The 13,518-nt window shown below is 50.6% G+C and carries 15 protein-coding genes, 1 tRNA gene and 1 riboswitch; of the genes, 8 read left to right on the plus strand and 8 right to left on the minus strand.

The genetic code is table 11. From position 1 onward, the window contains the following. Window positions 1-347: 347 nt before the first annotated feature. Entirely contained in the window at window positions 348-677 is a 330-nt protein-coding gene (locus PJDR2_RS00560) for a low molecular weight protein tyrosine phosphatase family protein (RefSeq protein WP_041613238.1), read from the minus strand. A 139-nt stretch (window positions 678-816) separates the two neighbouring features. Here PJDR2_RS00560 and PJDR2_RS00565 point away from each other — a divergent pair, with 139 nt between their 5' ends. Further along, on the plus strand, window positions 817-1,542 hold the full coding sequence (locus tag PJDR2_RS00565) for an MBL fold metallo-hydrolase (protein WP_012772107.1): 726 nt from the start codon (window positions 817-819) through the stop codon (window positions 1,540-1,542). 114 nt (window positions 1,543-1,656) lie between these two features. Here PJDR2_RS00565 and PJDR2_RS00570 read toward each other — a convergent pair. Continuing rightward, window positions 1,657-1,734: transfer RNA gene (locus tag PJDR2_RS00570), tRNA-Arg, on the minus strand. Between the two features lie 282 nt (window positions 1,735-2,016). On the opposite strand from PJDR2_RS00570, the gene PJDR2_RS00575 reads away from it, so the two are divergent. Beyond that, on the plus strand, window positions 2,017-2,208 hold the full coding sequence (locus PJDR2_RS00575) for an aspartyl-phosphate phosphatase Spo0E family protein (RefSeq protein WP_041613239.1): 192 nt from the start codon (window positions 2,017-2,019) through the stop codon (window positions 2,206-2,208). 2 nt (window positions 2,209-2,210) lie between these two features. Here PJDR2_RS00575 and tadA read toward each other — a convergent pair whose 3' ends face one another. Continuing rightward, window positions 2,211-2,681: a tRNA adenosine(34) deaminase TadA gene (gene tadA, locus PJDR2_RS00580; RefSeq protein ID WP_012772108.1), complete on the minus strand. Its 471-nt coding sequence runs from the start codon at window positions 2,679-2,681 to the stop codon at window positions 2,211-2,213. Window positions 2,682-2,894: 213 nt separating this feature from the next. On the opposite strand from tadA, the gene PJDR2_RS00585 reads away from it, so the two are divergent. Genes PJDR2_RS00585 through rluF form a run of 3 tightly spaced genes read left to right on the plus strand, consistent with a single transcriptional unit; the run spans window position 2,895 to window position 6,241 of the window. Continuing rightward, window positions 2,895-4,769 carry an ATP-binding protein gene (locus PJDR2_RS00585; protein ID WP_012772109.1) on the plus strand — a complete coding sequence of 625 codons (1,875 nt, stop codon included), beginning with the start codon at window positions 2,895-2,897 and terminating at the stop codon, window positions 4,767-4,769. Between the two features lie 17 nt (window positions 4,770-4,786). Further along, window positions 4,787-5,533: an NAD-dependent epimerase/dehydratase family protein gene (locus tag PJDR2_RS00590; protein WP_012772110.1), complete on the plus strand. Its 747-nt coding sequence runs from the start codon at window positions 4,787-4,789 to the stop codon at window positions 5,531-5,533. 6 nt (window positions 5,534-5,539) lie between these two features. Further along, window positions 5,540-6,241: a 23S rRNA pseudouridine(2604) synthase RluF gene (gene rluF / locus PJDR2_RS00595; protein WP_012772111.1), complete on the plus strand. Its 702-nt coding sequence runs from the start codon at window positions 5,540-5,542 to the stop codon at window positions 6,239-6,241. Between the two features lie 126 nt (window positions 6,242-6,367). On the opposite strand, the gene motB is transcribed toward rluF, so the two are convergent. Both motB and motA read right to left on the minus strand, forming a co-directional pair. Continuing rightward, entirely contained in the window at window positions 6,368-7,186 is an 819-nt protein-coding gene (gene motB / locus PJDR2_RS00600) for a flagellar motor protein MotB (RefSeq protein WP_012772112.1), read from the minus strand. Then, a complete protein-coding gene (gene motA / locus PJDR2_RS00605; protein ID WP_012772113.1) occupies window positions 7,173-7,970 on the minus strand; it encodes a flagellar motor stator protein MotA in 798 nt (265 codons plus the stop codon). The genes motB and motA overlap by 14 nt, the downstream gene beginning before the upstream one ends. 168 nt (window positions 7,971-8,138) lie before the next feature. Here motA and PJDR2_RS00610 point away from each other — a divergent pair, with 168 nt between their 5' ends. Beyond that, window positions 8,139-8,432 (plus strand): hypothetical protein, encoded by a 294-nt coding sequence (locus tag PJDR2_RS00610; protein ID WP_012772114.1) that lies wholly within the window; start codon window positions 8,139-8,141, stop codon window positions 8,430-8,432. A 24-nt stretch (window positions 8,433-8,456) separates the two neighbouring features. Further along, entirely contained in the window at window positions 8,457-9,695 is a 1,239-nt protein-coding gene (locus tag PJDR2_RS00615) for an EAL domain-containing protein (protein WP_012772115.1), read from the plus strand. A 5-nt stretch (window positions 9,696-9,700) separates the two neighbouring features. Here PJDR2_RS00615 and PJDR2_RS00620 read toward each other — a convergent pair whose 3' ends face one another. After that, window positions 9,701-10,219 (minus strand): GNAT family N-acetyltransferase, encoded by a 519-nt coding sequence (locus tag PJDR2_RS00620; protein ID WP_012772116.1) that lies wholly within the window; start codon window positions 10,217-10,219, stop codon window positions 9,701-9,703. A 106-nt stretch (window positions 10,220-10,325) separates the two neighbouring features. On the opposite strand from PJDR2_RS00620, the gene PJDR2_RS00625 reads away from it, so the two are divergent. Further along, window positions 10,326-11,561, plus strand: coding sequence for an MFS transporter (locus PJDR2_RS00625; protein WP_012772117.1), 1,236 nt, complete (start codon window positions 10,326-10,328; stop codon window positions 11,559-11,561). Window positions 11,562-11,675: 114 nt separating this feature from the next. On the opposite strand, the gene PJDR2_RS00630 is transcribed toward PJDR2_RS00625, so the two are convergent. Both PJDR2_RS00630 and PJDR2_RS00635 read right to left on the minus strand, forming a co-directional pair. Continuing rightward, window positions 11,676-12,143 carry a C40 family peptidase gene (locus PJDR2_RS00630; RefSeq protein ID WP_012772118.1) on the minus strand — a complete coding sequence of 156 codons (468 nt, stop codon included), beginning with the start codon at window positions 12,141-12,143 and terminating at the stop codon, window positions 11,676-11,678. A gap of 5 nt (window positions 12,144-12,148) precedes the next feature. Further along, a riboswitch (cyclic di-AMP (ydaO/yuaA leader) is annotated at window positions 12,149-12,305 on the minus strand. A 310-nt stretch (window positions 12,306-12,615) separates the two neighbouring features. Beyond that, complete coding sequence (locus PJDR2_RS00635; RefSeq protein WP_012772119.1) at window positions 12,616-13,437, minus strand: hypothetical protein; 822 nt, start codon at window positions 13,435-13,437, stop codon at window positions 12,616-12,618. Window positions 13,438-13,518: the final 81 nt, after the last annotated feature.

Here is a 13,518-nt window from a genome sequence, read left to right on the forward strand (position 1 = left end):
ATGAGACTTTACATATCACACTTCACGTATTGATCACTCGGGCGCGGCTTACTCACGAACCGTTAGGGCGGAACGCGTTAAGCGCGCGGTTGGATGTACTCTGCGGCACAACCCCTCGCTTCCATCGTTATAAGTGGCTAGTTAAGATCCCTCAGCAGTTCTTGCACCATAAAGTCCAATGGAACCACACCTCACTTACACCGTCACAAGTATTATGGTCGGCTTGAGCGATTGTTATGCACGAATCGTAAAGAAATTGTAAATGCGCTATTCCGAATCTCTTAATGCCAATCCGCAAATGGCCGACCAGATGATCCCGGATTTCCTACCATGGGTAAAATGAAGGGTTACTCCGGAACTTCGATATAATCCGATACCGTGCTTTTCAGCAGATCAATAAGCTCTGCATCCATAAAGCCGTATTCATCGGGAATTCCGAGACAAATAACCTGTTTGCCAATTAATTCGGAGGCGAATTTGGCCTGGAGTCTTCTCAGATGCTTTTTCTCCATCGCAAAAATAAGATCAGCCCAGCCTACATGTCCGGCGTTCACCTTAATCCGTGCGTTCTCTTCCGTGCCAGCCGATCTTACTTCGTACATGCTGTAGGATTCGAATACTTTCTCGGCCGTGAGGCTTCGCCATTTATTCCTGCTGCATATAAACAACAGCTTGATAAAATCACTTCCTTTTATACATATTTTACTGCCAAATCCATCTTTGACAACGGAGAATGCGGACGATTTGACGCGCGGCTACGGAGAGATCTATACTCTACTCGTATGTTGCAGGTTCATTTGAAATGGAGGCATTGCTATGCGGATTGCAGATGGTATTGAGATGTTGGAGCTTGATTTGGGGCCGATGACAGTCTGGCCGACCGTTTTGTTCGACAAGGATGAATGGGTGCTGGTCGACACGGGCATGCCGGGTTCGGCCTCGACAATTATAGAGCTTGCCAAGCTGGCGGGTATTGTTGAACAGAAATTGAATACGATCCTTCTGACTCATCAGGATCTCGATCACATTGGAGGCCTTCCGGGCTTCAAAGCGGATAATCCTGAGCTTGTCATCTACGCGCATGAGGACGACCGTGCCGTTATAGACGGCAAGAAGCCAATGCTTAAGGCATCGCCCGAAAGAATAGCCGCTCTGCTCGGAGCGCTGCCGGAGGTCGCTCGCAGCCAGTTCGAAGCGACTTTCATTCATCCTACAGGCGCAAACGTAGACCGAACTATGGCTGATGGAGAAAACCTGCCGTTTGGGGGCGGGGTTACGGTTATTCATACGCCGGGCCATACGCCGGGGCATGTGAGCCTCTACCATCAGTCAAGCAAGACGTTAATTGCAGGCGATGCGATGGTAGTGGATAATGGAGAGCTTAAAGGCCCTAGAGAGGCTGTAACGCCCGATATGGCGTCCGCGCTTCAGTCGCTGAAGAAGCTCAAGGACTTCGACATCGAAACCGTTATCTGCTATCATGGCGGAGTGTTTAAAGGCGATGTCCAAGGCCGTATTGCCGCGTTGACGGAAGGTTTGTAAAAAGCGGATCAAATTTAAAGCGCGCAAATTCCTTAGGGCAATTTGCGCGCTTTTCTTATTTTTGGCTACTTACAATAAAAAACCGCACAAAGTGCGGTTTGAATGCTATGAGTATGGCGCGCCACGGCGGGATTCGAACCCGCGACGCACAGTTTAGGAAACTGTCGCTCTATCCTGCTGAGCTACGGGCGCGCAGTATGGTTTATTTTAGCACGGGTGGCTTGGAACTTGCAACGCCCCTGTTTTATCTCTAATTGTAAGATTTCTTATCAACAAATATATGAACGAGTATGAAACATCTAGACGACTCCCACAAAAGATGGTAATTTAGTACTGTTGGTCCAATTCGTGTCGAATCGTGCCTGAAAATTGTGTTTTCTTGTCGACAGGTTTTTACAAACAGTAAAATGAAGAAAGCGTATAATAATTTTATACCTACATCAATGAATTTAAGGAGCGTGCCCCAAAGCGATTATGGACAAAACAGATCTGCTAATACAATTGCAATCGCTGCGGCTGAAGCTTCATGAAGTAGCGGAGGCACGCGGTAGCTTGACCGACCCCGATGTCCTTGCGATCAGCGAAGAGGCTGATCAATTGATTGTTGCCCTGCAATATATCCAGCGTAACGAAGTTGCCTGTTCTTCGATGCGCAGAAGCGAGTAAGCTTACTTCCGCTTGTTTCTCAGGTTTCTGAAGAAATTCGTCAACAGTTCGGCGCATTCCGCTTGAAGAACGCCGCTAGTTAATTCTGTTTCATGATTGAAACGGGGTTCCTGGAGCAAGTTCATTAACGTGCCCGCACAGCCTGCTTTAGGATCGCCCGTTCCGTATACAACCCGTTTCACTCTGGACTGGACTATGGCGCCTGCGCACATCGGACAAGGCTCAAGTGTGACGTACAGCGTACAGTCCAAGAGCCGCCAAGCACCAAGCCGCTCACAAGCTTCTCGAATAGCGACCATTTCGGCATGCGCAGTCGGATCATGGTTAGTCTCCCGCAAGTTATAACCCCTTCCGACAACTTCCCCATTTTTCACAAGGATGGCACCGATCGGTACTTCGCCTATTTGCTCGGCTTTTTTGGCTTCCTCTATGGCGAGCTGCATCCAGGCCTGATCTTCTTGTTCTCGAATCATATTACCCTCCAACTTACGATAAAATCGAAAAAATTCGCATTTATTCATCGAACAGATATTCCGTTGTTAACATGTAGTGGATAAAATTGTGGATAACTATCGTAATGTCCACAAAACTACACACAAACTATTCTATGGGCATGTGGATTAGTTGTTGATAATGTCAATAACTTGTGGATAACTAATGCCCAATTTAAAGGATGTGCATAGCCAGTGTCTTTTAAAGCCAAGTTCTCCATCTACATATTTATGATTGTTCTGGCGATGTTTATCCTTATCGTTATTTTGGACCAATATGCCGCGCTTCGCAATATGAATCAGGATATGGAGGAAGTGATGGAGCAGGCTTCCGCCAAGCTTTCGGAATCTTTTGACCAGCATCCGGGCTGGAGCTCCGCCGTAGCCTCTTTAAGAGATGACCCGGAGTTTGAACCCAATGAAATGCAGGTCTTATTAAAAAAGCTTTACCCCGAACTGGAGGAAGTAACCGTGTTCCGTCCGGATTCTACAGGAATTATGTCTGAGGATAAGGTGTTGCTTGGAACTTATACCTTCCGGGACGAAGCCAAGGACATGGCTTATGCCGCGCAGGCTGCCGAGAAGGGCTTCCAGGTCCGCGAGGTGAATTTGAACGGCAAGGAATACATCAAGAGTTATTACAGCGACGCCAGCCTTGCACCCTACGTGATTGGCATGGTGTACGATTGCGAGGAATATAACCAGATTATGAGCATGAAACGGATGGATGCGATTGCGTATGCCGGCATCATCCTGCTGTTTGTGCTTATTAGTAGTTATCTGCTTGCCGGATTTATGCTGAGGCCGCTAAACGCGATTTTGTGGAAGGTAAACGAAGTATCGCTTGGACGCTTCCAGACGGCCATTAAAGTTAGAGGCAAGGATGAGTTCGGGCTGTTGGCGCTGAAGATTAACGCGATGTCCCAGAACCTTAGCATTTATATGGAGAAGCTCCGCCAGGCGTTTGAGGACAACCGGCAGATGAAGGAATATTTGCAGTCGTTTATCGACCATACCAGCGATGCAATCCATGTCGTCGATTTGCAAGGAAAGTTTATTCAAGTGAACACAGCATTCGAGCAATTGTTTGGTTATACCTCGGAAGAGGTATTTGGCGCGGAAATCGAGCTGGTGCCGGACACGCATAGGGGAGAAATGCGCCTGATTATCAATTCTCTGCAAGAGGGAAAGGTGCTGCCTGCCCAGGAGACAATACGCTTGACCAAAAGCGGCGAGATCATTCCCGTCAGCGTCACCATATCGCCTATTAGGGACACGGAGGGCGTCATTCAGGCTTTCGCCAGCATCACCCGTGATATGAGAAGCCGTAACCGGATGGAAGAGCTGCTGCGCCGTTCTGAGAAGCTTACGACGGTTGGACAGCTGGCAGCCGGGGTTGCGCATGAGATCCGCAATCCGTTAACTACCCTGCGGGGCTTCCTGCAGCTTCAACAACATACGGGCAAAATGAACCTGGAGCATACCGGACTGATGCTCTCGGAGCTTGACCGGATCAATTTAATTGTCGGAGAATTTCTGATTCTGGCAAAGCCTCAGGCGACAAGATTCGCGACAAAAGACGTCCGTGACGTCTTCCGCAGCGTTCTATCGCTGATCGATAGCGAAGGGCATCTGCATAACGTGGCCTTTTCGACCTCTTTTACCGAATCGGCATGCCTTGTATCCTGTGAAGAGAATCAGCTGAAGCAGGTTTTCATTAATCTGCTCAAGAACGGGATCGAAGCAATGCCTTCCGGGGGAAGAATACATACCCATATCGCTTCGAAAAACGACCAGATTACGATTTCCATTACGGATGAAGGCATCGGAATACCGGAGGATATGATCCCGAAGATCGGCAACCCGTTCTTCACTGGCAAGGAAAGCGGCACGGGACTCGGCATGATGATCAGCCAACGTATTATTCACAGCCATCAGGGGCTGATGGAGATCAAGAGCCAGGTGAATGTCGGGACAACGATTATCATCACGCTCCCCGCTTTGAAAGAAGGGAACACGAACGGTATACTAGGTGAAGGATTGGATAAACGAAGCGCAAATGTCGGCTGAGGAGGAGTAATCCGTCAATGGACAACATTGCAGGTACCAGTACTTACAGCTGCTTGATTGCGGGAGCTACGGGACTTGTCGGATCGGCGCTGCTAGAGCAGCTGCTGAACGATCCGGCCTGTCATTCCATTACGGTATTAGCCAGGCGGCCGATCGGCCGTATAGAGATGGAGCCGGAAGCGAGGTCTAAGCTGCATGTCATTATCGCGGATTTCGACCGGATGTGGGAAGCGCTAGATGACGTGGCGGTTGATCTCGTGTACTGTACGCTGGGGACTACGATAAAGACGGCGGGATCGCAGGAAGAGTTCCGCAAGGTGGATTATGACTATCCGCTTGCCTTGGCAGAGTGGGGACAGCATGCGGGAGCGCGTCATTTTCTGGTCATTACGGCGATGGGGGCATCGTCTTCCTCAGCTTTTTTCTATAATCGGGTAAAAGGCGAGCTTGAGGAGCAGCTGGCACTGATTCCGCTGGAATCGGTCCGGATCTTCAGGCCGTCCCTGCTGCTTGGCCCGCGTCAGTCGTTCCGTCTTGGAGAAACGATTGGCGCGGCCGTGTCGAAGGCAGTACAATGGGGTATGGTAGGCTCGCTTCGGCCATACCGTCCGATCGCAGGCGAAGCTGTCGCCAAAGCGATGCGGATAGCAGCGAAGCAAGCCATGACGGAGCAAGCATTGGAGAGGCAGGCGGAAGGTCAGCCAGCTATCCATACCTATTCCTCCGATCGCATAGCGGAAATGGCAGCACAGACTACGGGGTGAACTTTTGTGCGTATTAACAAGTTTATAAGTGAGACAGGATATTGCTCGCGGCGTGAGGCGGATAAGCTGGTCGATAGCGGACGCGTCACGATAAACGGAGCGAAGGCTGAACTCGGCAGCCAAGCGGAGCTTGGCGATGATGTACGAATAGACGGAAAACGGATCGGCGAGCAGAAGCATCATGTTTATATTGCGCTGAACAAGCCGGTAGGCATTACGAGTACGACCGAGCTGCATATCCGCGGTAATATTGTCGATTTTGTCGGCCATAAAGAGCGGATCTTTCCGATCGGCCGGTTGGACAAGGATTCCGAAGGGCTGATTCTGCTCACCAATGACGGTGACGTGGTTAATCCGATTCTCCGCTCGGAAGGCAAGCATGAGAAGGAGTATATCGTTACGGTTGACCGTCCGGTTACGGCGGAGTTTGTCAAAGGAATGTCGAGCGGGGTTCGTATCCTGGGCAGCATGACGCTGCCATGCCAGGTGACCAGAGTAGCGGAGCGTGTCTTCCGGATTGTTCTCACCGAAGGGAAGAACCGGCAGATCCGCCGGATGTGCGAGGCATTTGGTTATCATGTGCGGAAGCTGCAGCGTATCCGCATTATGAATATCCACCTCGGGCAGTTGCCAACGGGCAAATGGCGGGACTTGACGGAAACGGAAAAAGCGGAGCTGTTCGGTTCGCTGGATTACCGCCCGTCGTAGGCATAGATCAGATCTATTAAAGAAGGGCTATCTCGCCGTCATGTCATGACGAATGAGATAGCCCTTTTATCTTCTGAGAAACGTAGCTGCTCGTCTCGGGGAACTTGCGGCCGTTTGGTTCAGACATTACTGCTTTGGCGTTGCAGGAATTTGCTGAGTGTTGCCCGAATCGACATACTTGCGAATAATCGATACTTCTACGCGGCGGTTCTTCGCCCGCCCTGCGGTTGTGTCATTCGAAGCAACCGGCCGGTACTCGCCGTAGCCGATGGCGCTGAACCGTTCCGGCTTCAGCTTGCTATTCTGCAAAAGCACGTCCATAAACCGGATCGCCCTCGAGGAGCTCAGATCCCAGTTGGATTTGAAGTTCTGCGTTCGAATCGGCTGATCATCGGTATGGCCGGATACGACAATCTCGTAGCCGGTATAAGGCTCCAGCATCTTGGAGATGTTGGCTGCCAGCTCCTTCGATTCTGTCTTGAGGGCATCGCTGCCGGAAGCAAATAACGCATTGTCGCTAATCGTAATCATCAGCTGGGACTGATTAAGCTTCGTTTCCAGCTCGGAGGACAAGCCATTCTTCTTTATATACTGGTCAAGCTGCTTCTTCAGCTTTTCCAAATCTTCCTGCTCTTTCTTAATCAGCTCTTGAAGATTGGACTCCGTATCCTCATGCCGGTCCTTGCTCGTCTTCTTCCCGTCATCGATTTGCTGCTGGGGCTGCTCGCCCGACTTGATAACCGACGGATTGTCCATGATACCGGCCCCGGAATTGAATGCGGCGCTGAACGCCTCGCTCATCCGTTCGAACTTTCTGGCATCCGTGGAGCTCGCCGCATACAATACGATAAAGAGCGCGAGAAGCAGCGTCAGCAGATCGGCATAAGGGATAAGCCATGATTCGTCGATATGTTCATCGTGATCGTCGTGCTTACGCTTTTTCACCGGCGCCAGCCTCCTTCTCCCTCATAGCCACCCGTTCCGTTGGGGTGAGGAATACAGACAGCTTCTGGTTAATCGCGATCGTAGATACGCCGGATTGAATCGATAACAGGCCTTCTACCATCATCAGGCGAAGCTGTACTTCTTTCTTGGACAAACGCTTCAATTTATTCGCAAGCGGATGCCATAGCACGTAACCGGTAAAGATACCGAGCAGCGTTGCGATAAAGGCGCCGGCAATGGAGTGGGCAAGGGTCTCCATATCGTCCATATGGCCAAGCGCGCCAATCAGACCAACTACGGCACCGAGTACGCCAAGCGTTGGCGCGTAAGTACCGGCCTGCGTAAAGATCAAGGCACCGGCTTTATGGCGGTCCTCCGTTGCGGAAATATCTTCGAGCAGGACATCGCGAACAAAATCCTGGTCATTCCCGTCAATAATCATGCGCATGCCGTTGCGGAGGAAAGTATCTTCAATATCCTCTACCTTGGCTTCCAGGGCAAGAAGACCTTCGCGGCGGGTAATCGAAGCCCATTCCATAAAGCTCTCGATCAGCTGTTCGCGCGGCATCAGCGGTTGTTCTTTAAATGCGATCTTGAACAGCTTGCCGACCTTGGAAAGCTCCGACATCGGGAAGGCGATCATAACCGAAGCAATGGTCCCGAGGACGATAATCATATAAGCGGCGGGATTTAACAGATTGCTAAGAGCGGCACCCTTCAGCGTCATACCGACCAGTACCGCTACGAGTCCTAATATAATACCGATAATTGTAGAATTTTTCATCATGCACCCCGTCCAGTACGTTTTCGACAAATCTCTAGTTCTTATATCGACAAGTTATCGTACGGAAATTAGACTTTCAGAAATGATTTAAGAGAGAAGCGTTAATTTTCGTGAAAATGCGGTAAAATGAGTATAGAAGATAATTATGGTAAAGGTGGTTGACCTATAGTGGGAGTTAGACATGCAAGAGAGTATGCAGATATATTGAAAGAACTGACGGAAGCGGTAAGCGAGGTAGAAGGCAGCTACACGTTTTTTGAGATGGAAGAGGAAGAGTGGGCGGCGCTTGGGTCGGACGACCGGCATGAAGTTATGGAGGCGCTTGCCGACGATGTGTTCTTCGGTCTTGGCGAGCAGCCGGTAATCGAGGTTGGCAAAGGAGCGATTACGTATCATCCGAAGCATCATGTCATTGAAGTGTCGCATGGAGATAACGTGACCCGTATGATTCGGTTGACATAAAGGCAACAAAGGGAGAGCGTGAGCGTGACGAACGATTGCTTATCAAATACGACGTTACCGCAGACGCTGCAGCTGGATGGCGAGCAGCTGTCTGCCTTCTATCAGCCGATTATCGCGCTTGATACGAGAAAAGTGGTTGGCTATGAGGTGCTTGGAAGAGCCTGCAAGGGCGATACCGTCCGCAGTCTGGGGCCGTTTTTCTGCGACGCCGGCGTACCGGTCGAAGATCATATCGCGGTTGACCGGATTTTGCGCGAACAGGCATTTCAGAAAATAGGCGCAACCCCGCAGCCTCCGATGCTGTTTATTAATTTAAAGCCGAACTGGATGCACCGGGGCGTGCAGTCGGGGGAGCTGTATACCTTATCTCTGCTGGACAAATATCAGATTGATCCCCGCAGAGTAGTGATAGAGATTACGGAAGAAAGCTTTAATGGCGAGTTTGAGGAGCTGCGGGAAATTATCGATTTGTACCGCTCCAAGGGCTGTCTGATTGCAATTGACGATGTTGGCAGCGGCTTTAGCGGTATGGACCGAATTGCTTTGATTCAGCCGAACATTCTGAAAATCGACATTCACGTGCTGAAACGGAGTGCGAGTCATGGCGGCTATCTTGGCACGCTCCGTTCCCTCTCCGCGCTGGCTGACCAGCTTGGGGCTTCGCTGCTTGCCGAGGGCGTGGAGACCAAGCTGGATTTAGCGAGAGCGATCCAGGCTGGGGTCCGGTACGTACAGGGCTTTCTATTCGCGAAGGCCGAGCCGGATTTCGGCGAATCGTCCCGTTTTTCTGTCCTTTTGGAAGAAGAACTGGAGGATCACCGGCAGCTGCAGCTCTATTCGGAAAACTACTGGCGCTATTTGTCGGACAGGCTGTCCGGCAAGATCGATCGGATTGGTCATCTGGAGGAGCTGGAGGAAGAGGATAATGAATGGATCGTCCGGCTGCTGCAGGAATTGGAGAACAACAGCATCCGCGTCTATCTTTGCCGTGAAGACGGTATTCAGATCTCTTCCAACTATTCGAGAAGAGAAGACGGCAGCTGGCGGCGGGAGGACGAATACTGCGGGGCTAACTGGAGCTGGCGACCGTATTTTGTTCCGAATGTGGTTCAATTAAACGAGAACCGCCGCTCCATGGTTTCCCGCGCCTATACCGACCTGGATTCCAGAGCGTGGATCCGGACGGTATCGGTCCTGGTGAAACCCGGCGTTATTCTGTTCGTTGATATGAAGGATCCCGAGCCTGATTACTACCGGTTATAGGGATATTAAAGAGTAGACTGGTACACCATACAATGGAACTCCGCCGACCCTTGTTGCGTTGGCCGTACATAGGTATCTTCAATGGCAAAGCCGGCACGTTCATAAGCGCGAATGGCACGCGTATTCCACGTCAGCACCTCCAGATCGATGCTGTTCTGAGGTGCCCGGCGAAGGGCTTCACGAACCAACAGCCGTAGAAAGTCGGGGCCGATACCTTTGCCGCATAAAGCGGGATGAAGGCCGAGACCGAGGCGGATAACGCCAACAATGGGGAAGAATTGGGCAAAACCGATCAGTTCCTGATTGCGATTCACGACAGCCGCATATTGCATGCGTCGCAGGACGGGGTCGCCAAATTCGATCTCGTCCTTTTGCATCGTATCCCACGACGGCCAATGGTAAAGATCGTAGGGGAATTCATATTGCCATCCGCAGATTTGCCGGGCATGATCAATTTCCAGCGGCTGGATAGTCATGTCCTCCAGAGATGGTTTATAATGTACCTCATCAGTAAAATTAGTCATGGATCTACCCTCATTAATAAGAATCTATAAGTTTCTTTCCATTATAACATTTCGGTAATCGACTTCATGAGGATTTGGCGAAGGACAACGAAGGAGAACTTTTACGATGCGGAAATTAATAGCGCTTGGCTGTTTGTCTTATCTCGTAATTGGATTAGCTCATGTTGTGGGCGGATCGGTAATGGAGCAGATGCTCGATAAATACGGTTTGTCGTATGACGACGGCGGGCAGTGGATGATGAATCAGTTCTTCGGTTTCTTGGTGGGCGTATTGCTGTCCCCATTTATTACGTCCAAGCTGGGCAAAAGAGGGGGAGTGCTTCTCTCGCTTGGTCTCCTGACGCTTGGGGAAGCGGCTTACAGCCTTACTCCCCACTCCTGGGGGCTGATGCTGTTTATCGCCTTGTTTGCCGGCTTTGGCTTTGGAATGACGGAATCCGTCATTGGAGCCATGGTTATTGATCTGGCGGAAGAGAACGGCAAGGCTAACGCGATGACCAAGCTGGAGACGTTCTTTGGAATCGGCGCTTTCCTGATGCCAACGATGGCGAGCATATTGATCCGATACGATGTATGGCAATTATCCTTCCCGATACTCTCGGCGCTTGCCGGCATTACCTTTATCTTATGGATGACGATATCGTTTGGGCCAATCGATGACAAGATTGGTTTTCATGCCAGAGTTGGTTTTCATGCCAGAGGGAAGAAGGCGGCGGTGGAGCGGGAAGCTGGCGATCCGCGTCCAAAAGGATGGTTCGGATATAAGAGAGCCGCGATTCCGTTCCTGCTGCTGTCGGCGTTATTTTTCGTCATTTATGTTGGCGTGGAAATGAGCTTCTCCAATTATCTGCCTTCCATTATGATTGAACGCTCCGGTATGTCGGAGGCGAATGCTCCTTCCTCGCTTAGCTTGTTCTGGGGCACGATGATCCTTGGGCGTCTGTTCGCCGGACGGCTGGCGGATCGTGTCGGATACATCCGCTATCTGTTTGTTGCGATTGCCGGAGCTTGCGTCGTTATTCTTGCGATGGGGGCTGTCGGGCAGTTAAGCGGAATGATGGTCCTAGTCGGACTAAGCGGATTGTTCTTCTCCGGCGTGTTCGGGATTGCTCTTGTATTCGCAAACGGACTTATTCCGGGGATGACGGAGCGGACAACCAGTCTGCTTGTCGCTTGCGGAGGCGTAGGCGGGGCGATCTTCCCGAAATTAACGGGATGGATGATGGACAACTATGGCGCGGACCGAACGGTCTGGATTCTTGGGGCTTTTCTTATTGCAATGTTTGTCGTATTGCTTGCGATGCTGGCGCTCGGCCGGAAGCAGCAGGCGGCAGCTGCCTGAATAGAGTAGCAGGAAACAATAAAGCCGCATGCGGTTTGTCCGGTAGGACAAGCTGCATGCGGCTTTATTGTAGGAATCCTGTCAATCCGCCTCGGTTGAAGCGGCTGCTTGATTCTATTGTTCGTCGGCATATTTATCAAAAGTGCTAGGGTCCATGACACGTCGAGCAGTCACATACCGGTTGACATAATAAGAGTCACTAAGGTTGCTTATCGTAACGCCCTTGCTGGACGATGCATGAGCAAACTTGCCATCCCCTACATAAATGCCGACATGAGATACACCACGACCGTTCGTGTTGAAGAACACGAGATCTCCGGCCACTAGATCGCTTTTTGCGATCTTCTTACCTGTTTCAGATTGCGAAGTGGAAGTACGAGGAAGATCGATGCCCATTTTGTCGAAAACATAAGAAGTAAATCCGGAGCAGTCGAATCCTTTCGTGGATGTTCCACCTGCAACGTACGGCGTGCCAATCAAGTTGCTGACAATGCCGTCCATTTTGGAGTCTGCGAAAACGCTTCCAGCCTGAAAAGCTAGCATTAGCGCAAGTCCAAGGAGTAGTGCTGTAACCTTTTTCAAAGCGGTAAAGCTCCTTCCAATGCCGACGAGGTTAGCTGTGGGGTTCGGTTGAAGGATCCCTATGACTTCTCGGGCGCCGATACAATCATTCGGACGTCGAAGTCAATTCACCCAGGGGTGGTTCCCCCGTTTCCAGTACAAGGAATTAGGCAGTTTGTTTTATGTACTTGGTAACTATTCGGTAATTTTCGTTTATCTCCTCCTCTATACGGCAATTTCTAATAATTCTCATGCAACCTTTTGACTAATGAAAGCGGAAAAGCTTGTATCCTGCGGTTAGTAGTCTTCATGTAGGGCGCGCAGACTAGCAGAGAAGCACTATAAAGATTTACTAACTCTTTACTATGTGGTTTTGCTAGCCGATATGTTGATTTATTTGGAGAATGGCGGACATGCGAGCCCGAAAAAACGCGAAAAACCCGCGCTGCGACTAGGTCGCAGGGCGGGCTGCTTCTATAATTATGAGAAAATTTTAAACTTCCTTTGATCTTAAAATGTCGTATTGGGAGGCTAGAGTCCATACTTTCATTAGGGTACGGACAAGATGATAGCCTTGGTGGACAAGAAGAGCGATAAAGCCGGCCCATACCAGGGAAAAGCCGCTGACGAACAATCCGACTCCCGATCCGATCGCCCACATGAGAAGCGATAATCCGGCAAACGGCAGAAGATGCTTAACAGCTGTGCCAAGAGATTGGACAATGCCGCCGGTTTTGCCGCTGGTCGCCCCAAGCTGCATGGCCAGGAACAGCAGATGGAGCAGGATGCCCCATAACAGCCAGCCTCCCGCGGCGGGAAGCGTCTGCTGCAGCAAGTCCCCAATCGAACGGCTGTGAAGGAGGGCTTCAAGTCCCTTGGGCAGCAGCCACCAAGCGGGAGCGAGAGCAAGAATCGTCTCGATCCAGTAGAGCAAGGTAACCGGCTTCCATGCCCGGCGGATACCTTGAAGGAACTGCGTTCCTCCTGTATCGGTCGCATGCTGCAGGGAGTAGAGCAGTCCCGCGTTAAATAACGGAGAGAGCAGCATTCTTGCGGCGAACAAGCCGCCAAGCAGCCACAGGTACGGAGTAAGCAAATCCGTCTTCATAATCTGGAACTGCGCTTCGCTCAAAAATAGCTGGACGGCTGCTTTGGACGGGGAATGATCCGGGAACCGGCGCAGCAGAGGCGCTACAACCGAATCGATAAACCGGTACAGGAAGAATCCCCATAGCAGCTGGTACAGGAATAGCAGGATAACGATATAAAAGTGCTTGATCGTAAGCCGCCAGCCTTGTCTCATATGATTTTTCATGGTTTATCCTCCTAAAAAGAATTGCGAAGCAATTCTTACTTCGAAAGCATGGACCTAAAGAATTGCGAAGCAATTCTTACT

It is taken from the genome of Paenibacillus sp. JDR-2 (assembly GCF_000023585.1).
In the GTDB taxonomy this organism is placed as follows: Bacteria; Bacillota; Bacilli; order Paenibacillales; family Paenibacillaceae; genus Pristimantibacillus.

Bases quoted from the DNA above. Each gene is read 5' to 3' on its own strand.
- PJDR2_RS00590 (WP_012772110.1), top strand. From the start codon at position 4,787: ATGGACAACATTGCAGGTACCAGTACTTACAGCTGCTTGATTGCGGGA.
- PJDR2_RS00565 (WP_012772107.1), top strand. From the start codon at position 817: ATGCGGATTGCAGATGGTATTGAGATGTTGGAGCTTGATTTGGGGCCG.
- PJDR2_RS00620 (WP_012772116.1), bottom strand. From the start codon at position 10,219: ATGACTAATTTTACTGATGAGGTACATTATAAACCATCTCTGGAGGAC.
- PJDR2_RS00625 (WP_012772117.1), top strand. From the start codon at position 10,326: ATGCGGAAATTAATAGCGCTTGGCTGTTTGTCTTATCTCGTAATTGGA.
- PJDR2_RS00575 (WP_041613239.1), top strand. From the start codon at position 2,017: ATGGACAAAACAGATCTGCTAATACAATTGCAATCGCTGCGGCTGAAG.
- motA (WP_012772113.1), bottom strand. From the start codon at position 7,970: ATGAAAAATTCTACAATTATCGGTATTATATTAGGACTCGTAGCGGTA.
- tadA (WP_012772108.1), bottom strand. From the start codon at position 2,681: ATGATTCGAGAACAAGAAGATCAGGCCTGGATGCAGCTCGCCATAGAG.
- PJDR2_RS00635 (WP_012772119.1), bottom strand. From the start codon at position 13,437: ATGAAAAATCATATGAGACAAGGCTGGCGGCTTACGATCAAGCACTTT.